The sequence below is a fragment of the Escherichia sp. E2562 genome (assembly GCF_005781075.1).
GTDB lineage: Bacteria > Pseudomonadota > Gammaproteobacteria > Enterobacterales > Enterobacteriaceae > Escherichia.
The window spans coordinates 60455-82754 of record NZ_VATM01000015.1; the positions used below are offsets into that span (position 1 = coordinate 60455).

Genomic DNA, 22300 nt, shown 5'->3' on the forward strand with positions numbered 1-22300 from the left:
CTGTTAATGAGCCGCTTCAGGCAGGACAAAACCCATCGCCGCATCGATAAATAATCTTTCGTCCATCATTCTCAGTTCTGGTGAAATAACTGGGGTGAAATCCATTTTGTCGAGAATATCTTTTTGCAAATCGACGCCAGGGGCAATTTCGATTAAATGCAAACCGTCTTCTTTCAGGGTGAATACAGCGCGTTCGGTGATGTAACGAACATCCAGTCCCCGTTCGAGCGCGATTTTTCCGCTAAAAGTAATTTCCGGTAGTTCACGGATAAATTTATTTACCCGTCCTTCCTGGACGATATTTAATTTACCATCGGCAATTTCTGTTTTTAAACTGCCCGCAGTTAACGTGCCGCAGAAAATGATTTTCTTCGAGGTGGCACTGATATCAATAAATCCACCTGTACCCATGATTTTGCCATTGAACTTATGCACCCCGACGTTACCGTGCTGGTCGACTTCGGCAAAACTCAAATAACAGACATCCAGACCACCGCCGTGGTAAAAATCGAACTGGGAAGTCATATCCAGAATGGCGCGGGTATTCACGTTCGCGCCAAAGGCGATACCTTGCGAAGTAATACCGCCAATTGGGCCTGTTTCCACCGTCAGAATAAAGTCATCAGCACAACCTTCTTCCCGGGCGACCAGACCAATACCGTCGGCAATACCGACACCGACATTACCCACGGCACCTTTGCGCATTTCAAACAATGCGCGCCGCGCGACTAATTTACGCTGATTAAGAGGCAAGCTAAGTTGGGTACTGTCATCCAGTGTGAAGTCACCAGAAATAAAACGATTAACTGGCGCACCGCCATACAGTTGGGTTTGGTCCGGATCGACCACCACAATATCGATAAGATAACCTGGAATACGGACAGCTTTAGGATGCAGCGTGGCTTTCTTAACCATCTTCTGCACCTGCATCATCACGATACCGCCGTTATTGTGCACCGCCTGGGCAATAACCAATGCGTCGAGATACATCACTTCATCTTCAAAGGTTGCGTAGCCTTCGCTGTCGCAGGTTGTAGCGCGAATAAAAGCAATATCTGGCGCGATCGCTTTGTAATAGAGATATTCTTTATTATCAAACTCGACCAGTTTAATCAGGTCTTCTGTAGTCACTTCATTCAGTTTGCCGCCTTGTTGGCGAGGGTCGACAAACGTTCCGATACCAATATCGCTAATAATTCCTGGCTGGTGGGCAGCAGCAGCGCGCAATGTTTGAGTGAGCACACCTTGTGGATAGTTATAGGCAACAATTTTATTTTGTTCTGCGAGTTCAGAAATACGCGGTGATTGTCCCCAATGGCCGCATAATGCCCATTTCACCAGACCTTCTTGCGCCAGCGGACTAATACCACGATCGGCGCGATCGCCAAGCCCTGTTGGACTAATAATCGCTAAATTACGCGGTGTCTGGGTTTGTTTATATTTGTCAGCAAGAGCGGTAATTAATGTGGTGGCTTCCAGAATACCGCCACCCGCACCTAATACACAAAGTGTTGCTTCGTCGGGAATATAACTTACCGCTTCCTGTGCTGACAGGACCGGCACTCGTCCATTAATACGAGGTGGTTTTACAGGTTTCATTATTTTTTCCTGATTCAGGTGTGGATTTCTCCGCGCAAGCATTAAAAATAGCGCACAGATACCCACAGAATATTTTTATCAAATACTCTTTAAAAATATTTTTTTAATACGGCGGGGAAGGTTACTCCCGCCGGTACGTTATTTATTACGCCTGGTGCAAAATAGTTAATACTGTGCGCAAATCATTCACCGATATTTGCCCAGGCGCAGAGGCTTTTTTTACTGCACCAAACGTTGCGGCTGAACCAAATACTTCACCAGCCAAACGGGAAATTACGCCAGTTTTTGCCATCGACATCGTGATGATTGGACGATCGGCATACTGCTCCTGCATCTCCAGGGTAGCGGCAAGCAACGTCAGGACATCACTGGTGCTTTGCGGCATCAACGCAATTTTAGGAATATCAGCGTCGAAGGACTGCATTTTACGCAAACGGGCAATAATCTCTTCGGCTTCCGGCGTTTTGTGGAAGTCATGGTTGGACATGACAACCTTCACATCATGCGCATGTGCATAGGCGACGGTTTCTTTAACCTGATCGTCGCCGGTAAATAACTCCAGATCGATCATATCGACCAGACCGCTGTCGATGGCTGCACGATTGAGTGCAATATAAGCCTCGGTAGAAATCGCCTGTTCGCCGCCTTCTTTAGCGCTACGGAAGGTAAACAGCAGCGGTTTTTCTGGCATTACCTCACGGAGGATTTTTGCCGCGGCTATGACAGACTCCACGCTGGAGAGGTCGGCAAAGTGGTCCACACGCCACTCCAGAATATCAAAGTCCGCTTCACGATAGGCGAGAGCTTCGGATTTCACGCTGGCGATATCTTTCGCCATCAGCGAGACGATGATTTTTGGTGCGCCCGTACCAATGACGAGATCTTTTACAGTTACGGTTTTCATTTTTTACCCTTTCTGCACGCGGTCAGCCTGTCAGGCGCCGAACCCCATGACCTGTTTAACGTATTCCAGAGGGAAATCTTTGCCAGTCCATAACGTGAACTGTTCAGCCCCTTGCCACAACAACATGCCGTATCCATCAATCGTTTTGCAACCTGCTTGTTGCGCCTGCTGCAATAACTTCGTCATATGCGGGTTATACACGCATTCAGTGACCAGCAGTCCTGGATGTAACAAACTGATATCGTTAACTAATGATTCATTTTCAAGAGGCTTCATACCCACTTTTGTGCCGTTGGTTAAAATGTCGGCGGAAGCCAGGGCTTCAGCAAAGGCTTGCTGATCGGCGAGATCGGTCACGGTGACGACACAATCGGTGTTTTCGTTGACCCGTTGTGCGAAGGCGAGGGCTTTGTCGAAGAATTCATCCCGACGGTTGAAGATTTTAATCTCTTTTAAACCTTCAATCGCGCCTTGCGCGCCAATCGCCGTTGAGGCACCACCGGCACCTAGCAGCACCATCGTTTTGCCTTTGATATCAAAACCGCTCTCTTTAATGGCGCGAATATGGCCCGTGCCGTCGGTGTTATAGCCGCGCAGGTAGCCGTCATCATTGACGATGGTATTGATAGCGCCAACCAGTTTGGCCGCTGGTGTTAATTCATCAACATATTCACACGCCAGTTGTTTGTTAGGCATCGACACACCGGTTCCGCGCATTTTTAAGGCTTTTAAGCCTTCAATTGCTCCGGCAAAGCTATCGTTATCCACTTCAAAGGCCATATAGGTAAATGGCAATCCCGCTTTTTCTAAGGCTTTGTTTTGCATTTCAGGCGATAAACTGTGGCGGATAGGATAGGCCATCAGGCCAATCAATTCGTATTTAGCGGTAACATCCATAATTAACTCCTCTAATTTCTTTGCTTAATTGTGTTTAACCGGGGTGCTAAGATTGCGTTCGCCAAACCGGACATCATTTTCAGGAATAATGAAAACGCGGTAATAGCGGATGAAAACAATAATTGCGGTAATCAGGGCCAGAAGCGCGAAAGTAAAATCGAGAACGATGATGTATTGCAGGCCGATATTCGACAGATAACCGGTAATCAACGGAATAACAAAGTTGGCCAGACCACCCATCATCATATAAATACTGGTGACTTTGGCTTTGCTTTTGGGGAAAAACTCAGACATGACTGAAACGCCAAGCTGTAAAATACCGCCAGCAGCAGAGAAACCGATGACAAAAGCCCCTGCATTACACACCAGTGGAGAAGGGTACAGATAAATGATAGCGGCGGTTACCGTTGCCAGTGCTGAGTTAAACACGTTAGCCCAGATGGGACGCACCATTTTTTTCAATAGTGCGGCAAAAATAAAGACACAGACCAGCGAACCCATACTGTAATAAGAGATGGTTTTTAATGCCTCAGCTTCCGACATACCGGCAAACGCCATCGCATATTTGGGCATCCACACGACAATTACATAAAAGGTCGAGAATGCGGCAACACCGAACAACACCGATGAAACACCTTCCAGCCAGACTAACGGCTTACTGTTCATTTGCGGTAGTTCACCAGCTACGCTGGCATCCACCAACTGGCCTGGGAATTTACTTTTCAATAGCATCAGCGTGATCAGCACAAATACGATGCCTGGGATAATCAGCCCATAACCGTACCAGATGTTATTCAACAGCATATAACTCACCAGCATCGGATAGAGCATTTGCCCGAACGATATCATCGCCTTAACCAATATTACGGCTGAACCCGAGGCTTTCGGGAAGCATTCCATCAACGCCGGATATCCACCGGTATCCAGGGCTGAGTTGGCGATACCAACGCACACTGCCAGACCGTAAGCGAGAGCTAAACTTGGGCAGGCCGGAATACCAAAGAAAAACAGCATATACATGGCAACGGCCATGAATATTACTGCTCGTCGACCAAATTTATCGGAGATTACACCGAAGAATAAAATACTTATCAGACGGCCCAGACCGATACCAGAAATTAAATAGGCGATACCGGCGTTATCGGTAGAAAACTTTTCTGCCAGAGATGACATGTTTTGTGCAAGCGTAATAACACTAATGCCATGTAGGAAATAGCTGAAGTATACACAAAGGACAGCCAGGATAAATGGCGTGCTGAAAGCCTTATTTTGAGACATTTTCACAGCTCCTTGCTGAAAGATAATTTTGTTACCGTCAGTGTTGTATTTCGACGGTTTTCATAATCACTATACTGAAGATGATTTTCTCTGGGTACATGGCATAAAGTTTATGTTTCCAGGAATGTTGCATGTGATAGTTTGTTTTTGATCGCGATTTTCCTTAATTAGCGCAGGAAGAATAATTTATCCGTAATATCTTGCATGACCTTATAAGAATATTGCATTACGCACCAGTAGCGACATTTTCCGTTAATGATGGATGTTGTGCTTCTTTTCGACTGCGTACGCCAATAAACAGCGCCAGTAAAAAGCCGATAGCAGCGATGGCGGTATCGAACCACATAATATCGGCAATACTTCTTTGCGAAAGATGAGCCGTAATCAACGGAATGGTAAATGTTGCAATGCTGCCCGCACTGTAATAGATCCCCGTTGCTTTTCCTTTGGCATGGGGAAAACGTTCCGCCATTAACGTCAGGCCAATTTGTACAACACCACCTGCGGAGGTAAAACCGATGACGAAAGCAAATATTATCACCACATAAAATATGGGATGCAGGCAGACGGTGAGCAGGGCGATAAATGAGATAAAAGTGTACAGCATCAACAATGTTGTTGAACGAACCGCTTTGCTAATGAGTGGCGCGGTGATAAATACACAAAGTAGCGACCCTACAGTGTAGATACTGAGTAATTTGATCGACATGGTGTAAGACATACCTGCGACAAATTGTCCGTATTGTGCCAGCCACTGACTTACCAGATAAAAGGTTGCCATTGAGATATAGCCATATAAGGTATAGCTGGCTAAATCGATAATTGAGCAACGATGCTTCGCGGCGGTGGTGGGTTTCTTTACTTCAGGTAAGCGACGTCCCGGATGTGGTGGAAAGGTACAGCGATATAAAAACAGACCGTTAACGATCATAATTGCTGCGGCAATCATAAAAGACCAACCGAACCACAGTTCAGCCCACACTAACAGGCTGATAATTAGCGGCAATAAAAATTGTCCGCTGGAGACAAAGGCTTTAATTAAAATATTGGCTGTGCCAGGCGAGCGAGGAAAAGCTTCCATCAGGCTGGGGTAGGTGCCTGCATCAAGAAAACTATTTGCCATACCGGCGAGAAAACCAAATACATACGCGATGATAATGTTATTTGCATGCAGAATGCCGAAAAAGAACATCAGATAGCAGCATATCCCCATGATGATAAAAGGACGTCGGCCAAAACGATCGGATAGTAATCCTGCAAAAAATAAGACACTTAATCGACCAATGCCTAATGATGAGATGACAATTGAGACGCCCGCAGCATTGGTCTGCCAGAGCGTCTCCAGCGAGGCCATATTTAAAGTCATCAAAATGACACCCATACCATGCACCAGGTAATTGAGATACAACCCAAGCGCGGTAGGGAGGTAGGGATTTTTCATAAGATCTACTTAGCAATATTGCTTAAAAAGTTGCTGTTGTTATGTCAGCATCCGTTTATTATTTTTGTCATGACGTCCGTTGTATCCCGTTAAAATATCAACACAGGCGTTCCAGATCGTGCGCATATAATTCAGCTGCGACAGACTGGTAAATCTTCCAGTCAATAAAATTACCTTCAGGGTAGATATGTTGAAATGCGATTAAATTGGGGAAAAAACGCATGGTGTTGTTGCCGATGCGGTTGTTTATTTTTTCTATGATGGCGTGAAGATGCCTTTTTCTTTGCTGGCGCATTGCCAGAAGTTTTTCAACTATCTCGTCAGGAATATCCGTTTTGCCTTTCTCCCATTGTTGCCAGCTTTCACTGTCGCCCGTCAGGGCAATCCAGGTCGCGCATTCATCAATGGTCATAGCAAAAATATGGCGTAGTGCCTGGAGTTCATAAGCGTTCATCGTGTAATGGCTGCATGAAAAAAAGAATAAAATATAAATAACATTATCAGCCTGCTTACGGCTTGAAGAGAGTCACAGTATCTTGTGCAACATTATTGGAAAGAACGAGAGGCGGGGTAATGAAGCAAAAAATGTTAAAAAAAAGCCCATCGTGGGAGATGGGCAAAGACTACACACAGCAATTCGTTGTTTCACTCAGGGGATTTCCATGCTTATAAATCAATATGTTGATTTATAACCGTGTGCTAATAGTAGGCATACGGACTTTTTGCGTCGATCAGATTCGTCTCATTAGTTTAAAAACTGTAAAGGATTTGCGACAGGAACTACCAGCTGAATGGCGGTAAGCAGGAAAATACGGACTGGAGGAATGAAATATCAATTAGCTGTGATTAACAATCAGGCGGCAAAGCCGCCTGATAAGTGATTTACTTATTCGGTTTCTCGATTTCGCCAAGCTCTTCGAGAATTTCCTCCGGCTGGTCAGTCGGCGGCGGGACTTCTTCAACCCACGCGGCAAACAGACGCCAGGAAACAGCCAGTAGTACCGGACCAATAAACAGACCGATCATACCGAAAGCAATCAAACCACCAATAACCCCGGAGAGGATCAGAATCAGCGGTAAATCTGCGCCCATGCGAATTAGCATTGGGCGGATGACGTTATCCAGAGTGCCAACCACACCACTCCACACTAACAATACCGTTCCCCAGGTGGTATCGCCGGTCCAGTAGAGCCAGATAATCGCCGGAATCAACACTGGCAGCGGGCCTAGCTGAACAAGGCAGGAGAGGATCATTAATACCGTTAGCAGCGTTGCGTAAGGCACACCAGAAACGGCCAGACCGATACCGCCAAGCACTGCCTGCACTAACGCAGTCACCACAACGCCCAGCGCCACTGCGCGGATAGCTTGTGCCGCCAGCAGTACAGCAGCATCACCGCGAACGCCCGCCAGACGGGTCGCAAAATGGCGGATGCCTTGCGCCACCTGTTCACCGCGCCAGTACAACAGGGCACTGAAGAGCAGCATCAAGGCACAATGCACCATAAAGCGCCCGATATGCGCGGCTTGCCCGACGAACCAGGTGGTAGTGGTGCCAATATAAGGACGGACTTTCGCCATAATTGCCGTGCCGCCCATATCCAGCAAATTGTGCCAGCCTGCGTACAGCTTCGCGCCAATCACTGGAATGGTATTAAGCCACGCTAAATCCGGTAATGTCATATCGCCACTGGAGATGGCCTTAATTAACGGGCCACTGCCGTCGACGATACTGTTAACCAGTAAGGCGATAGGGATGATAAACACCATCACCAGGAGCAACGTCATTACCAGAACGGCGAGAGAGCGGCGGCCAAACATGATCTTTTGCAAACGTAACAATACCGGCCAGGTGGCGATAACCACCGTACCGGCCCATGCGAAGCCGAGAATAAAGGGTTGAACGATCCACAGACATGCCACAATCATGATGGCTAAAAACAGCACCGAAAGCAGAATTTGTGCGACATCCCTGGGCTGACGAACATTTACCATAACTACTTTTCACCTTTTTTTTGCGTCAAATCGTCGACGCGACGTGAACACGCGAAACTCACCTGCATAATGATGAGCAATTTCAGCGGTTTTTAACAGGCCGATTCTGCCCTTAATTCTAATGGGCGTGTTAGAAAAAAATGTGGTACAACAACTCAGGCAACACGCAAACGATTTACTCGTCGTATTTCAAGTTGCATGTGCTGCGGCTACGTTCGTTCACCCCAGTCACTTACTTTTGTAAGCTCCTGGAGTTCACTCGCTTGCTGCCTTCCTGCAACTCGAAATCCATAGAGTAAACAAACATCACCTTTCAGTGCGCTATTGCAGCAGCCTGAAAGAACAGTGTATCGACCTACATCACAGACCGCAGGAAAGGGTCAATATAATGATTCCACAGATTTCCCAGGCACCCGGCGTCGTTCAACTGGTGCTTAATTTTTTGCAAGAGCTGGAGCAACAGGGTTTTACTGGCGATACGGCGACAAGTTATGCCGATCGTCTGACAATGTCGACCGACAACAGTATTTACCAACTTCTCCCCGATGCGGTGGTATTTCCGCGTTCAACCGCAGATGTGGCGTTAATTGCCCGTCTGGCCGCGCAGGAACGCTATTCATCGCTGATCTTTACCCCCCGCGGCGGCGGTACTGGCACTAACGGTCAGGCGCTCAACCAGGGGATTATTGTTGATATGTCCCGCCATATGAACCGCATCATCGAAATTAACCCTGAAGAGGGCTGGGTGCGCGTTGAAGCTGGGGTGATTAAAGATCAACTGAATCAGTACCTGAAACCATTTGGCTACTTTTTTGCGCCAGAACTTTCGACCAGTAACCGGGCAACGCTCGGCGGGATGATTAATACTGATGCTTCCGGCCAGGGATCGCTGGTCTATGGCAAAACGTCAGATCACGTGTTGGGCGTGCGGGCGGTGTTGTTGGGGGGCTATATTCTCGATACCCAACCTTTACCCGTCGAACTTGCTGAAACATTGGGTAAAACCAATACCGCTATCGGGCGGATCTACAATACTGTCTATCAACGTTGCCGCCAGCAACGCCAGTTAATCATCGACAAATTCCCCAAACTTAACCGTTTTCTTACCGGTTACGATCTGCGCCATGTCTTTAACGATGAAATGACCGAGTTTGACCTGACGCGCATTCTGACCGGATCAGAAGGGACGCTGGCCTTTATTACCGAAGCGCGGCTGGATATTACGCGCTTGCCTAAAGTACGCCGTCTGGTGAACGTCAAATATGATTCTTTTGACTCCGCGCTGCGTAATGCGCCGTTTATGGTTGAGGCGCGTGCGCTTTCGGTAGAGACGGTAGACTCAAAAGTGCTGAATCTGGCGCGGGAAGATATTGTCTGGCATTCCGTCAGCGAACTGATTACCAATGTGCCTGACAAAGAGATGCTCGGGCTGAACATTGTTGAATTTGCCGGAGATGATGAGGCGCTGATTGACGAGCGGGTAAATTCACTCTGTGCGCGGCTAGATGAACTGATTGCCAGCCAGCAGGCAGGGGTGATCGGCTGGCAGGTGTGCAGTGAGCTGGCAGGTGTTGAACGTATTTATGCAATGCGCAAAAAAGCCGTCGGCCTGCTCGGCAATGCCAAAGGTGCAGCCAAACCGATTCCATTTGCCGAAGATACCTGCGTGCCGCCGGAACATCTGGCAGATTATATTGCTGAATTTCGCGCACTGCTCGACAGCCACGGTTTAAGTTATGGCATGTTTGGCCACGTCGACGCTGGTGTTTTGCACGTCCGTCCGGCACTGGATATGTGCGATCCGCAACAAGAGATGTTGATGAAGCAAATCTCTGATGACGTGGTGGCGCTGACTGCAAAATACGGTGGCTTGTTGTGGGGCGAGCACGGTAAAGGTTTTCGTGCCGAATACAGTCCGGCGTTTTTCGGTGAAGAGCTTTTCGCAGAGTTACGCAAGGTTAAAGCGGCGTTTGATCCGCATAACCGACTAAACCCTGGGAAAATCTGCCCGCCAGAAGGTATTGACGCGCCAATGATGAAAGTGGACGCGGTAAAGCGTGGCACGTATGACCGACAAATCCCAATCGCGGTACGCCAGCAGTGGCGCGGCGCTATGGAATGTAATGGCAACGGTTTGTGCTTCAACTTTGATGCCCGCAGCCCGATGTGTCCGTCAATGAAGATTACTCAGAACCGGATTCATTCACCGAAAGGGCGTGCAACGCTGGTGCGTGAATGGTTACGTTTGCTGGCGGATCGCGGCGTTGATCCTCTAAAACTGGAGCAAGAGCTACCAGAGTCTGGCGTCAGCTTGCGCACGTTAATTGCCCGTATGCGCAATAGCTGGCATGCAAATAAAGGCGAATATGACTTCTCGCACGAAGTCAAAGAGGCAATGTCGGGCTGCCTGGCCTGTAAAGCGTGTTCGACTCAGTGTCCGATCAAAATTGACGTACCGGAGTTTCGCTCTCGTTTCTTGCAACTCTATCACACGCGTTATCTACGCCCATTGCGCGATCATCTGGTGGCAACGGTCGAAAGTTACGCACCGCTGATGGCGCGTGCGCCAAAGACTTTTAACTTCTTCATTAACCAGCCGCTGGTGCGAAAACTCTCGGAAAAACACATCGGTATGGTCGATTTGCCGCTGCTTTCAGTGCCGTCGCTGCAACAACAAATGGTGGGGCATCGCTCGGCAAACATGACGCTGGAACAGCTTGAAGCGCTCAGTTCAGAGCAGAAAGCACGCACGGTGCTGGTAGTGCAGGATCCTTTCACCAGTTATTACGATGCGCACGTGGTGGCGGATTTTGTTCGTCTGGTCGAAAAATTAGGTTTCCAGCCGGTGCTGTTGCCATTCTCACCGAATGGTAAAGCGCAGCATATCAAAGGCTTTCTTAATCGGTTTGCGAAGACGGCGAAAAAGACGGCGGATTTCCTTAACCGCATGGCGAAACTGGGGATGCCAATGGTGGGTGTCGATCCGGCTCTGGTGCTCTGTTATCGCGATGAATATAAACTGGTTCTGGGCGAGGCGCGTGGCGAGTTTAACGTCTTACTGGCGAATGAATGGCTGGCAAGCGCGCTTCAGTCACAGCCAGTGACAGCAGTCAGCGGTGAATCATGGTATTTCTTTGGTCACTGTACTGAGGTCACTGCTCTGCCGGGCGCGCCAGCACAATGGGCCGCGATATTTGCCCGTTTTGGCGCGAAACTGGAAAATGTCAGCGTGGGTTGCTGCGGCATGGCAGGAACTTACGGACATGAGGCGAAAAACCATAAACACTCGCTCGGGATCTATGAGTTATCCTGGCATCAGGCAATGCAGCGTCTGCCGCGTAATCGCTGTCTGGCGACCGGGTATTCTTGCCGCAGCCAGGTTAAACGGGTTGAAGGGACGGGGGTACGCCATCCCGTGCAGGCATTACTGGAGATTATTAAATGATATGGAAACGTAAAATCACCCTTGAAGCACTGAATGCCATGGGTGAAGGAAACATGGTGGGGCTGCTGGATATTCGTTTTGAACATATTGGTGATGAAACGCTGGAAGCAACAATGCCGGTAGACTCGCGGACAAAGCAGCCTTTTGGGCTGCTACATGGCGGGGCGTCCGTAGTATTGGCCGAGAGTATCGGCTCCGTTGCCGGTTATTTATGTACCGAAGGCGGGCAAAAAGTGGTTGGCCTGGAAGTCAATGCTAACCATGTTCGCTCAGCACGAGAAGGGCGGGTACGCGGCGTTTGTAAACCGCTGCATCTCGGTTCACGGCATCAGGTCTGGCAGATCGAAATCTTCGATGAGAAAGGGCGTTTGTGTTGTTCATCACGATTGACGACCGCCATTTTGTGACGTTGTCACCAGAAAAGTGTGATGCATATTGCTTTTGGTTATTATCTGCACAGTAAACGGTGGTATACTGTGCAGGTCTTGTCTAAAGCGAGGATGCTATGTCTACTCAACTTAATCCCACCCAGCTGGCCATCGAATTTTTACGCCGTGACCAAAGCAATCTTTCACCCGCTCAATATCTCAAGCGTCTGAAACAACTCGAACTTGAATTTGCTGACCTGCTTACCCTCTCTTCTACGGAGCTGAAAGAAGAAATCTACTTCGCCTGGCGTCTGGGCGTGCATTAATCTCTACTGAACATAGTCTGAACGCCCATCGACCTGGATTAACATCTGTCCAGGTCTGGCGATTATTTTCTGACCGTCCTCCTGTTGTTACCTGCCTGATTATGCTCAAAAATAATACAAATCGCAGTTTGTGTTAAAACGGCGATGCAGTCTTATGAGATTATTCTTATCGCCCCTTCAAGAGCTAAGCCACTTTGAGTGCCGGAGATAAGCGCCGGATGGGGTAGAAACCCTTAAGCCTGTAATGCACAGACTTAAGGGTTTTCTTATTTCAGAACTCGCCACTTTTTTACCTATCTCTTAAATAGTCATTTTCGATACAACTTTTTCTTTTCCATCACAGCCTTAACACCCACTCGATAATAATCATTATCTAACAATGAGATACCTAATTCTTAGCATGCCTGTTAACCCTCTCATCAGGGTCTATGCTTATTAAATACAGGCAAAAAGCATGTTTTACGCTAAAGCCCCTGCGTTTGCTGGGTTGAACTGATAATCATTATCACTAACATGCTGTTATCCGCTGAAAGCGATGAAGTGAGGTAAATCGATGGACATGCATTCAGGAACGTTTAATCCACAGGATTTCGCCTGGCAAGGCTTAACGTTAACACCCGCAGCCGCGGCGCATATACGTGAGTTAGTCGCGAAGCAGTCGGGCATGGTTGGCGTGCGTTTAGGCGTCAAACAAACAGGCTGCGCGGGCTTTGGCTATGTGCTCGACAGCGTCAGCGAGCCAGAGAAAGATGATCTGCAGTTTGAACTCGACGGCGCGAAGCTGTTCGTCCCGCTGCAAGCGATGCCGTTTATTGATGGCACGGAAGTCGATTTCGTTCGCGAAGGACTCAATCAGATATTCAAATTTCACAACCCGAAAGCCCAGAATGAATGTGGCTGTGGCGAAAGCTTTGGGGTATAGGCGGTACTATGTCTCGTAATACTGAAGCAACTGACGATGTCAAAACATGGACCGGCGGCCCGCTGAATTATAAAGAAGGATTCTTCACCCAGTTAGCCACCGATGAGCTGGCAAAGGGGATAAACGAAGAGGTGGTGCGCGCAATTTCGGCGAAGCGTAATGAGCCGGAGTGGATGCTGGAGTTTCGTCTTAACGCCTATCGCGCATGGCTGGAGATGGAAGAACCACACTGGCTGAAAGCGCACTACGACAAGCTGAATTATCAGGATTACAGCTATTATTCGGCACCGTCGTGCGGTAATTGTGACGATACCTGTGCGTCTGAACCCGGCGCGGTGCAGCAAACTGGCGCGAACGCCTTTTTAAGTAAAGAGGTGGAGGCGGCGTTTGAGCAGTTGGGCGTTCCCGTGCGGGAAGGCAAAGAGGTGGCGGTGGATGCCATTTTCGACTCTGTTTCGGTTGCCACCACTTATCGCGAAAAGCTGGCGGAGCAGGGAATTATCTTCTGTTCCTTTGGCGAGGCGATTCACGATCACCCGGAACTGGTGCGTAAATATCTCGGCACCGTGGTGCCGGGGAATGACAACTTCTTTGCCGCGCTTAATGCGGCAGTGGCCTCTGACGGTACGTTTATTTATGTGCCTAAAGGCGTGCGCTGCCCGATGGAACTCTCCACCTATTTCCGCATTAACGCGGAAAAAACCGGGCAGTTTGAGCGCACCATTCTGGTGGCCGACGAAGACAGCTACGTCAGCTACATTGAAGGCTGTTCCGCTCCGGTGCGTGACAGCTATCAGCTACACGCTGCGGTGGTGGAGGTCATCATCCATAAGAACGCCGAGGTGAAATATTCCACGGTACAAAACTGGTTCCCTGGCGATAACAACACCGGCGGTATTCTCAATTTCGTCACCAAGCGTGCTTTGTGCGAAGGCGAAAACAGCAAAATGTCATGGACGCAATCAGAAACCGGTTCAGCCATTACGTGGAAATATCCCAGCTGCATTCTGCGCGGCGATAACTCCATTGGTGAGTTTTACTCAGTGGCGCTGACCAGCGGTCGTCAGCAAGCGGATACCGGCACGAAGATGATCCACATCGGTAAAAACACCAAATCAACCATTATCTCGAAAGGGATCTCTGCCGGACATAGTCAGAACAGTTATCGCGGCTTAGTGAAAATCATGCCGACGGCAACCAATGCGCGCAATTTCACTCAGTGCGACTCAATGCTGATTGGCGCTAATTGTGGGGCGCATACCTTCCCGTATGTCGAATGTCGCAATAACAGCGCACAACTGGAGCACGAGGCAACGACATCACGTATTGGTGAAGATCAACTGTTTTACTGCCTGCAACGCGGGATCAGCGAAGAAGACGCCATCTCGATGATTGTTAACGGTTTCTGCAAAGACGTGTTCTCAGAACTGCCGCTGGAATTTGCCGTTGAAGCACAAAAACTCCTCGCCATCAGCCTTGAACACAGCGTCGGATAAGGAATAAACATGTTAAGTATTAAAGATTTACACGTCAGCGTGGAAGATAAAGCTATCCTGCGTGGATTAAGCCTCGACGTTCGTCCTGGCGAAGTTCACGCCATTATGGGGCCAAACGGTTCTGGCAAAAGTACCTTATCGGCAACGCTTGCCGGGCGCGAAGATTATGAAGTGACGGGCGGCACGGTTGAGTTTAAAGGCAAAGATTTACTTGCGCTGTCGCCGGAAGATCGTGCAGGCGAAGGCATTTTTATGGCCTTCCAGTATCCGGTGGAAATTCCCGGCGTCAGTAACCAGTTTTTCCTGCAAACGGCACTTAATGCGGTGCGCAGCTATCGCGGCCAGGAAACGCTCGACCGCTTTGATTTTCAGGATTTGATGGAAGAAAAAATTGCTCTTCTGAAGATGCCGGAAGATTTACTAACCCGTTCGGTAAACGTTGGTTTTTCTGGTGGTGAGAAAAAGCGCAACGATATTTTGCAAATGGCGGTGCTGGAACCGGAGTTATGCATTCTTGATGAGTCGGACTCCGGGCTGGATATTGACGCATTAAAAGTGGTCGCCGATGGCGTGAACTCGCTGCGTGACGGCAAGCGTTCATTCATCATTGTTACGCACTACCAACGCATTCTTGACTACATCAAGCCTGATTACGTCCATGTTCTGTATCAGGGGCGAATTGTGAAATCCGGTGATTTCACGTTGGTCAAACAACTGGAGGAGCAGGGTTATGGCTGGCTTACCGAACAGCAGTAACGCGCTGCAACAGTGGCATCACTTGTTTGAAGCTGAAGGGGCGAAACGTTCTCCAGAAGCACAGCAGCATTTACAACAATTGCTGCGTACCGGCCTGCCGACACGTAAACATGAGCACTGGAAATATACGCCGCTGGAAGGGCTGACCAATAGCCAGTTCGTCAGCATTGCGGGTGAGATATCCCCGCAACAACGCGATGCCTTAGCGTTAACGTTAGACGCCGTGCGGCTGGTGTTTGTCGATGGACGTTACATGCCAGCGCTTAGCGATGCAACTGAAGGCAGCGGGTATGATGTAAGCGTTAACGACAACCGTCAGGGATTGCCCGATGCCATTCAGGCAGAAGTCTTTTTACATTTGACGGAAAGTCTGGCGCAAAGCGTTACGCATATTGCCGTCAAGCGCGGTCAACGGCCTGCAAAGCCATTGCTGTTAATGCATATTACCCAGGGCGTGACAGGTGAAGAGGTGAACACTGCCCATTACCGGCATCATCTGGATCTGGCTGAAGGTGCCGAAGCAACGGTGATTGAACATTTTGTCAGCCTTAATGATGCTCGCCATTTTACCGGCGCACGGTTCACTATCAACGTTGCAGCGAACGCCCACTTGCAGCATATCAAGCTGGCGTTTGAAAACCCGGTCAGTCACCACTTTGCCCATAACGATTTGTTGCTGGCTGACGATGCCACCGCATTTAGCCACAGTTTCCTGCTGGGTGGCGCTGTGTTACGGCACAACACCAGTACGCAACTCAATGGCGAAAACAGTACGCTACGGATCAATAGCCTGGCGATGCCGGTGAAAAACGAGGTGTGTGATACCCGTACCTGGCTGGAACACAATAAAGGTTTTTGTAATAGCCGCCAGTTGCACAAAACTATCGTCAGCGACAAAGGTCGCGCGGTGTTTAACGGTTTGATCAACGTCGCGCAGCATGCCATCAAGACTGACGGCCAGATGACCAACAATAATCTGCTGATGGGTAAACTGGCGGAAGTGGATACCAAACCACAGCTGGAAATCTATGCTGATGATGTGAAATGCAGCCACGGTGCGACGGTAGGGCGTATTGATAACGAACAGATGTTCTATCTGCGTTCGCGCGGGATCAATCAACAGGATGCCCAGCAGATGATCATTTACGCCTTTGCCGCCGAACTGACGGAAGCACTGCGTGATGAAGGGCTTAAACAGCAGGTGCTGGCCCGAATCGGTCAACGACTGCCGGGAGGTGCAAGATGACTTTTTCCGTCGACAAAGTGCGGGCCGATTTTCCGGTGCTTTCGCGTGAAGTGAACGGTCTGCCACTGGCTTATCTCGACAGCGCCGCCAGTGCGCAGAAACCGAGCCAGGTGATTGACGCTGAGGCCGAGTTTTATCGTCACGGCTACGCCGCGGTGCATCGCGGTATTCATACGTTAAGCGCCCAGGCGACCGAGAAAATGGAGAACGTGCGCAAGCGGGCATCGTTGTTTATCAACGCCCGTTCGGCGGAAGAGCTGGTGTTCGTCCGCGGCACGACGGAAGGAATCAATCTGGTCGCCAATAGCTGGGGCAACAGCAACGTGAGATCAGGCGACAATATCATCATTAGTCAAATGGAACATCATGCCAATATTGTTCCCTGGCAAATGCTTTGCGCGCGCGTTGGCGCAGAGCTGCGTGTGATCCCTCTCAATCCCGACGGTACGCTGCAACTGGATACGCTGCCTACGCTGTTTGATGAGAAAACTCGTTTGCTGGCAATTACTCATGTCTCCAACGTGCTTGGGACAGAAAATCCGCTGGCGGAGATGATCACGCTTGCGCACCAGCATGGCGCAAAAGTGCTGGTGGATGGCGCTCAGGCAGTGATGCATCATCCGGTGGATGTTCAGGCACTGGATTGCGATTTCTACGTTTTCTCCGGGCATAAACTGTATGGTCCCACCGGCATTGGCGTGCTTTATGTCAAAGAAGCCTTGTTGCAGGAGATGCCGCCGTGGGAAGGCGGCGGTTCAATGATCGCCACCGTCAGCCTGAGTGAAGGCACTACCTGGACTAAAGCGCCATGGCGGTTTGAAGCCGGTACGCCCAATACGGGAGGTATTATTGGCCTTGGCGCGGCGCTGGAGTATGTTTCGGCGCTGGGGCTTAACAACATTGCCGAGTATGAACAAAATCTGATGCATTACGCATTGTCGCAGTTGGCTGCGGTGCCGGATCTTACGCTCTATGGTCCGCCGGACAGACTTGGCGTTATTGCCTTTAATCTCGGTAAACACCACGCCTATGACGTCGGCAGTTTTCTTGATAACTACGGTATTGCTGTGCGTACCGGACATCACTGCGCAATGCCATTAATGGCCTATTACAACGTCCCCGCGATGTGTCGGGCGTCGCTGGCAATGTACAACACCCATGAAGAAGTGGATCGTCTGGTAACTGGATTGCAACGTATTCATCGTCTACTGGGGTAAAAGGGAGGCTCTATGGCTGTATTGCCGGATAAAGAAAAATTGCTGCGTAACTTTTTACGCTGTACCAACTGGGAAGAGAAATATCTCTACATTATTGAACTGGGACAGCGTCTGCCGGAATTAGGCGATGAAGAAAGAAGTCCGCAAAATAGCATTCAGGGCTGTCAGAGTCAGGTGTGGATTGTGATGCGTCAGAATGCGCAGGGAATTATTGAATTGCAGGGCGACAGCGATGCGGCCATTGTGAAAGGGCTTATTGCGGTCGTTTTTATTCTCTACGATCAAATGACGCCGCAGGATATTGTCAATTTCGATGTGCGTCCGTGGTTTGAAAAAATGGCGCTCACCCAACATCTCACCCCATCTCGTTCACAAGGTCTGGAAGCGATGATTCGCGCAATTCGCGCCAAAGCCGCTGCACTTAGCTAAACTAAAGGAACAGCTTTCATCCGGTAGGCTCACTTTGCCGGGTGGTCGATGTTTACACTGGCCTGCACAGGAGTGTTTCGGTTTCAGGTAAACATAAGCGCCATCCGTCGTTTCAGCGTGAGCCACCGGCAAATACAGGAGGTTTACAATGAAACGCGCGTCTTTACTAACACTGACTCTTATCGGCGCTTTCAGCGCCATTCAGGCAGCCTGGGCGGTAGATTACCCGCTCCCACCAACCGGAAGCCGACTGGTTGGGCAAAATCAAACCTATACGGTGCAAGAGGGGGATAAAAACCTTCAGGCTATTGCCCGTCGTTTTGATACTGCGGCAATGTTGATCCTTGAAGCCAATAACACAATTGCTCCGGTGCCAAAACCAGGCACGACAATAACCATTCCTTCGCAACTGTTATTACCTGATGCACCGCGCCAGGGGATAATTGTGAACCTTGCGGAACTGCGTCTTTATTATTATCCGCCGGGAGAAAATATCGTGCAGGTCTACCCGATAGGTATTGGCTTGCAGGGGCTGGAAACGCCAGTGATGGAAACACGGGTAGGGCAGAAAATCCCCAATCCTACCTGGACGCCCACGGCAGGTATTCGTCAGCGTTCACTGGAGCGAGGCATCAAATTACCGCCAGTTGTTCCAGCCGGGCCGAATAACCCTCTGGGACGCTATGCACTGCGCCTGGCGCACGGCAACGGCGAATACCTCATTCATGGCACCAGTGCGCCGGACAGCGTCGGTTTGCGCGTCAGTTCAGGCTGTATGCGTATGAACGCGCCGGACATTAAAGCACTGTTCTCCAGTGTGAGAACGGGAACGCCGGTAAGAGTGATCAACGAACCGGTAAAATACTCCGTAGAACCGAACGGGATGCGTTATGTTGAAGTGCATCGACCGCTATCGGCAGAAGAACAGCAGAACGTTCAGACAATGCCGTACGCACTGCCTGCAGGCTTCACGCAATTTAAAGACAATAAGGCTGTAGATCAGAAGTTAGTCGATAAAGCATTGTATCGTCGGGCAGGGTATCCGGTTGCGGTAAGCCGTGGAGCAACTCCAGTAGCCAGCAATGCGTCTGCAGTAGAGTCAGCGCAGAATGGTGAACCAGAGCAAGGAAATATGTTACGCGCGACGCAATAGGCGTAATGAGCAGGCAAAAAAAATGGCGCACAATGTGCGCCATTTTTCACTTCACAGGTACTATTACTTGCGGTATTTAGTAGCCATGTTGTCCAGACGCTGGTTAGCACGAGCTGCGTCATCTTTAGCAGCCTGAACGTCGGAACGCATTGCGTTCACGTCGTTGCTCAGCTGGTCAACTTTAGCGTTCAGAGTCTGAACGTCAGAAGACAGCTGATCGATTTTAGCGTTGCTGGAGCAACCTGCCAGCAGAGTAGAACCCAGGATTACCGCGCCCAGTACCAGTTTAGTAGCTTTCATTATTAATACCCTCTAGATTGAGTTAATCTCCATGTAGCGTTACAAGTATTACACAAAGTTTTTTATGTTGAGAATATTTTTTTGATGGGAAGGCACTTATTTTTGATCGTTCGCTCAAAGAAACATCGAACGCTTGGTTTTAGATAAAAAAAATGAGAGAAAACAGGATGGTTCCATCGGATTCATCTTAGATAAAGTGAGATTATATAGTGAAATCCGATTTGATTTTTTATTGCTTCTGGTTATCGATTAAATAAAAAAAGCGCCCATCAGGGCGCTTCGATATACAAATTAATTCACAAAAGCAATATTACAGGACGTGAACAGATGCGGTGTTAGTCGTACCGCTCGGTACCAGCGCGCCAGAAACCATGACTACGACGTCGCCTTTGTGCGCCAGACCGCTCTGCAGCGCCAGTTCTTTACCCAGACGATAGAAATCATCAGTAGAGGTAATTTCTTTAACCAGCTGCGGTACAACGCCTTTGCTCAGTACCAGCTGATGAGCTGTTTTTTCGTTGGTGGTCAGCGCCAGAATGGTTGCATCCGGGAAGTATTTACGTACTGCACGAGCAGATTTACCGCCCTGGGTCGCTACGACGATCAGCGGAGCATCCAGTTTTTCAGCAGTTTCAACTGCGCCACGGCAAACCGCTTCGGTGATACGCAGTTTACGGTTGTCGTTGTTGAACTCGAGACGGCTGTTCATCACGCGGTCGGTACGTTCACAGATGGTCGCCATGATAGAAACAGCTTCCAGCGGATATTTACCTTTTGCGGATTCACCAGACAGCATTACTGCGTCGGTGCCGTCGAGGATGGCGTTGGCTACGTCACCAGCTTCTGCGCGAGTCGGACGTGGGTTTTTGATCATAGAATCCAGCATCTGGGTCGCAGTGATAACGACTTTACGTGCACGGATACATTTTTCGATCATCATCTTCTGGGCGAAGATAACTTCTTCAACCGGAATTTCTACACCCAGGTCGCCACGTGCAACCATGATGCCATCAGATGCCTCGAGGATTTCGTCGAAGTTATTGAGGCCTTCCTGGTTTTCGATTTTGGAGATGATTTGGATGTTTTCGCCGCCGTGCGCTTTTAGGTGCTCACGGATTTCGACAACGTCAGAACGTTTACGGATAAAGGAAGCAGCAACAAAGTCTACACCTTGTTCGCAACCGAAGATCAGGTCCTGTTTGTCTTTTTCTGCCAGTGCCGGCAGGGCGATGGAAACGCCTGGCAGGTTCACACCTTTGTTCTCGCCCAGGTCACCGTTGTTCAGTACTTTACAGATAACTTTGTTACCTTCGATAGCGGTAACTTCCATACCGATCAGACCATCGTCAACCAGTACGGTGTTGCCGACGGCCAGGTCGGTAGTGAAACCTTCATAAGTTACCGCAACCATTTCGCTGTTGCCGATAACAGATTTGTCAGTGGTGAAAGTAAAGGTCTGGCCTGCTTTCAGAGAAACGTCGTTACCGCCTTCCAGTTTCATGGTGCGGATTTCCGGACCTTTGGTATCGAGCAGGATAGCGGCAGTTTTACCAGTTTTGCTCATCACGTTGCGCAGGTTCTGAATGCGCTGACCGTGTTCTGCATAGTCACCATGAGAGAAGTTCAGACGCATGACGTTCATGCCCGCGTCCAGCATTTTAGCTAACATCTCTTCAGATTCGGTTTTTGGGCCGATGGTGCAAACAATTTTGGTCTTTTTCATGACAGTCTTAGTCTTTAAGTTGAGAAGGATAGGAGAAACTTGCTTTCTGGGCGCACTGCCGGAAAGCGAATCCGGTATTACGAAAGTGATGGTGCCTCGCTCTAAGGATAGGTGACATCGAAAAAGCGTGCAGAGGAATGTGTGCTTGTGTCTCAGCCCAACGTGAGTGCTGTTTTTGAGTCGTTGAGTTCTACAGTCCAAAGTGCTGAAACCATTCAAGAGTCAATTGGCGCGGATTATACGCTGAATTTAATCAAAAAGGAAAACAAAAACACCGTTTCAAAAACATTCATGCATATACACAATAAACTGTTATCAAAGATTTAACGTCCTCGATAGCAGATTACGCAAAATCATCGCTGCTTGCGCAACGGGAAGGCGATGGCTGGAATGTGAAGGATGACTGGAGTAAAAACAGAGTGCATACCCGCGTTACACAACAGATGCAAATATAATAATTTATCGAGTTATTTGTTTGATTTTGTTTGTTTTTTGTTTAAGTAATGAGATTGATATATGCTGATAACTGGCATGATAAATGGGTGTTAATAATGGGCAACCGGACAAAAGATGATGAGCTGTACCGCGAAATGTGCAGAGTGGTAGGGAAAGTGGTGTTGGAGATGCGTGACCTGGGCCAGGAGCCAAAACACATCGTCATCGCTGGTGTGCTGCGTACAGCATTAGCAAATAAACGTATCCAACGCAGCGAATTAGAAAAGCAGGCGATGGAAACAGTCATTAATGCACTGGTGAAATAATTGTTCGGGGATAGCGCGTAACGCCTTATCCCCTCTGTTTTATT

General features: G+C 49.0%; 19 protein-coding genes, 1 other RNA gene and 2 pseudogenes. 11 read left to right on the forward strand and 11 right to left on the reverse strand.

Translation table 11 applies throughout. From position 1 onward, the window contains the following. Positions 1-3: 3 nt before the first annotated feature. The 8 genes and pseudogenes from FEK43_RS18230 to ydiK all read right to left on the reverse strand — a co-directional run bounded on the left by FEK43_RS18230 (position 4) and on the right by ydiK (position 8114). Positions 4-1599 (reverse strand): acyl CoA:acetate/3-ketoacid CoA transferase, encoded by a 1596-nt coding sequence (locus FEK43_RS18230; protein WP_135406824.1) that lies wholly within the window; start codon positions 1597-1599, stop codon positions 4-6. Positions 1600-1744: 145 nt separating this feature from the next. Beyond that, positions 1745-2503 (reverse strand): type I 3-dehydroquinate dehydratase, encoded by a 759-nt coding sequence (gene aroD, locus FEK43_RS18235; RefSeq protein ID WP_135406821.1) that lies wholly within the window; start codon positions 2501-2503, stop codon positions 1745-1747. Positions 2504-2533: 30 nt separating this feature from the next. Further along, on the reverse strand, positions 2534-3400 hold the full coding sequence (gene ydiB / locus FEK43_RS18240; RefSeq protein WP_130208246.1) for a quinate/shikimate dehydrogenase: 867 nt from the start codon (positions 3398-3400) through the stop codon (positions 2534-2536). A gap of 11 nt (positions 3401-3411) precedes the next feature. Next, positions 3412-4678 (reverse strand): annotated as a pseudogene (locus tag FEK43_RS18245) (MFS transporter). 226 nt (positions 4679-4904) lie between these two features. Continuing rightward, positions 4905-6119 (reverse strand): MFS transporter, encoded by a 1215-nt coding sequence (locus tag FEK43_RS18250; RefSeq protein WP_135406818.1) that lies wholly within the window; start codon positions 6117-6119, stop codon positions 4905-4907. A gap of 97 nt (positions 6120-6216) precedes the next feature. Continuing rightward, on the reverse strand, positions 6217-6573 hold the full coding sequence (locus tag FEK43_RS18255; protein ID WP_130208240.1) for a YdiL family protein: 357 nt from the start codon (positions 6571-6573) through the stop codon (positions 6217-6219). Between the two features lie 134 nt (positions 6574-6707). After that, an RNA gene (rprA, locus tag FEK43_RS18260) (antisense sRNA RprA) lies at positions 6708-6815 on the reverse strand. Between the two features lie 186 nt (positions 6816-7001). Next, positions 7002-8114: an AI-2E family transporter YdiK gene (gene ydiK, locus FEK43_RS18265; protein WP_000248636.1), complete on the reverse strand. Its 1113-nt coding sequence runs from the start codon at positions 8112-8114 to the stop codon at positions 7002-7004. 388 nt (positions 8115-8502) lie between these two features. On the opposite strand from ydiK, the gene FEK43_RS18270 reads away from it, so the two are divergent. From FEK43_RS18270 to ldtE, 10 genes are all read left to right on the forward strand, one after another. Next, entirely contained in the window at positions 8503-11559 is a 3057-nt protein-coding gene (locus FEK43_RS18270) for an FAD-binding and (Fe-S)-binding domain-containing protein (RefSeq protein ID WP_135406815.1), read from the forward strand. Further along, complete coding sequence (gene menI / locus FEK43_RS18275) at positions 11556-11966, forward strand: 1,4-dihydroxy-2-naphthoyl-CoA hydrolase (RefSeq protein ID WP_135406812.1); 411 nt, start codon at positions 11556-11558, stop codon at positions 11964-11966. Before FEK43_RS18270 ends, menI begins: the two co-directional genes overlap by 4 nt. 98 nt (positions 11967-12064) lie before the next feature. Then, positions 12065-12253, forward strand: a complete 189-nt coding sequence (locus FEK43_RS18280; protein ID WP_088376204.1) for a YdiH family protein — start codon at positions 12065-12067, stop codon at positions 12251-12253. A 553-nt stretch (positions 12254-12806) separates the two neighbouring features. Continuing rightward, positions 12807-13175 carry a Fe-S cluster assembly scaffold SufA gene (gene sufA, locus FEK43_RS18285; protein WP_130208234.1) on the forward strand — a complete coding sequence of 123 codons (369 nt, stop codon included), beginning with the start codon at positions 12807-12809 and terminating at the stop codon, positions 13173-13175. An 8-nt stretch (positions 13176-13183) separates the two neighbouring features. After that, positions 13184-14671, forward strand: a complete 1488-nt coding sequence (sufB, locus tag FEK43_RS18290) for a Fe-S cluster assembly protein SufB (RefSeq protein ID WP_135406809.1) — start codon at positions 13184-13186, stop codon at positions 14669-14671. A 9-nt stretch (positions 14672-14680) separates the two neighbouring features. Beyond that, positions 14681-15427 carry a Fe-S cluster assembly ATPase SufC gene (gene sufC / locus FEK43_RS18295; protein ID WP_000948872.1) on the forward strand — a complete coding sequence of 249 codons (747 nt, stop codon included), beginning with the start codon at positions 14681-14683 and terminating at the stop codon, positions 15425-15427. Further along, positions 15402-16673 (forward strand): Fe-S cluster assembly protein SufD, encoded by a 1272-nt coding sequence (gene sufD / locus FEK43_RS18300; RefSeq protein WP_135406806.1) that lies wholly within the window; start codon positions 15402-15404, stop codon positions 16671-16673. The genes sufC and sufD overlap by 26 nt, the downstream gene beginning before the upstream one ends. Continuing rightward, positions 16670-17890, forward strand: coding sequence for a cysteine desulfurase SufS (gene sufS / locus FEK43_RS18305; RefSeq protein ID WP_130208230.1), 1221 nt, complete (start codon positions 16670-16672; stop codon positions 17888-17890). The genes sufD and sufS overlap by 4 nt, the downstream gene beginning before the upstream one ends. Positions 17891-17902: 12 nt before the next feature. After that, positions 17903-18319 carry a cysteine desulfuration protein SufE gene (gene sufE / locus FEK43_RS18310; RefSeq protein WP_130208228.1) on the forward strand — a complete coding sequence of 139 codons (417 nt, stop codon included), beginning with the start codon at positions 17903-17905 and terminating at the stop codon, positions 18317-18319. Positions 18320-18467: 148 nt separating this feature from the next. Next, positions 18468-19472, forward strand: a complete 1005-nt coding sequence (ldtE, locus tag FEK43_RS18315) for a L,D-transpeptidase LdtE (protein WP_135406803.1) — start codon at positions 18468-18470, stop codon at positions 19470-19472. Positions 19473-19535: 63 nt separating this feature from the next. On the opposite strand, the gene lpp is transcribed toward ldtE, so the two are convergent. The 3 genes and pseudogenes from lpp to FEK43_RS23360 form a co-directional block, all read right to left on the reverse strand. After that, positions 19536-19772, reverse strand: coding sequence for a murein lipoprotein Lpp (gene lpp / locus FEK43_RS18320; RefSeq protein WP_000648420.1), 237 nt, complete (start codon positions 19770-19772; stop codon positions 19536-19538). Positions 19773-20082: 310 nt separating this feature from the next. After that, positions 20083-21495, reverse strand: a complete 1413-nt coding sequence (gene pykF / locus FEK43_RS18325) for a pyruvate kinase PykF (protein WP_135406800.1) — start codon at positions 21493-21495, stop codon at positions 20083-20085. 7 nt (positions 21496-21502) lie between these two features. Beyond that, a pseudogene (locus tag FEK43_RS23360) lies at positions 21503-21696 on the reverse strand (hypothetical protein). A 350-nt stretch (positions 21697-22046) separates the two neighbouring features. On the opposite strand from FEK43_RS23360, the gene fumD reads away from it, so the two are divergent. Beyond that, entirely contained in the window at positions 22047-22256 is a 210-nt protein-coding gene (gene fumD, locus FEK43_RS18330; protein ID WP_000528337.1) for a fumarate hydratase FumD, read from the forward strand. Positions 22257-22300 lie beyond the last annotated feature (44 nt).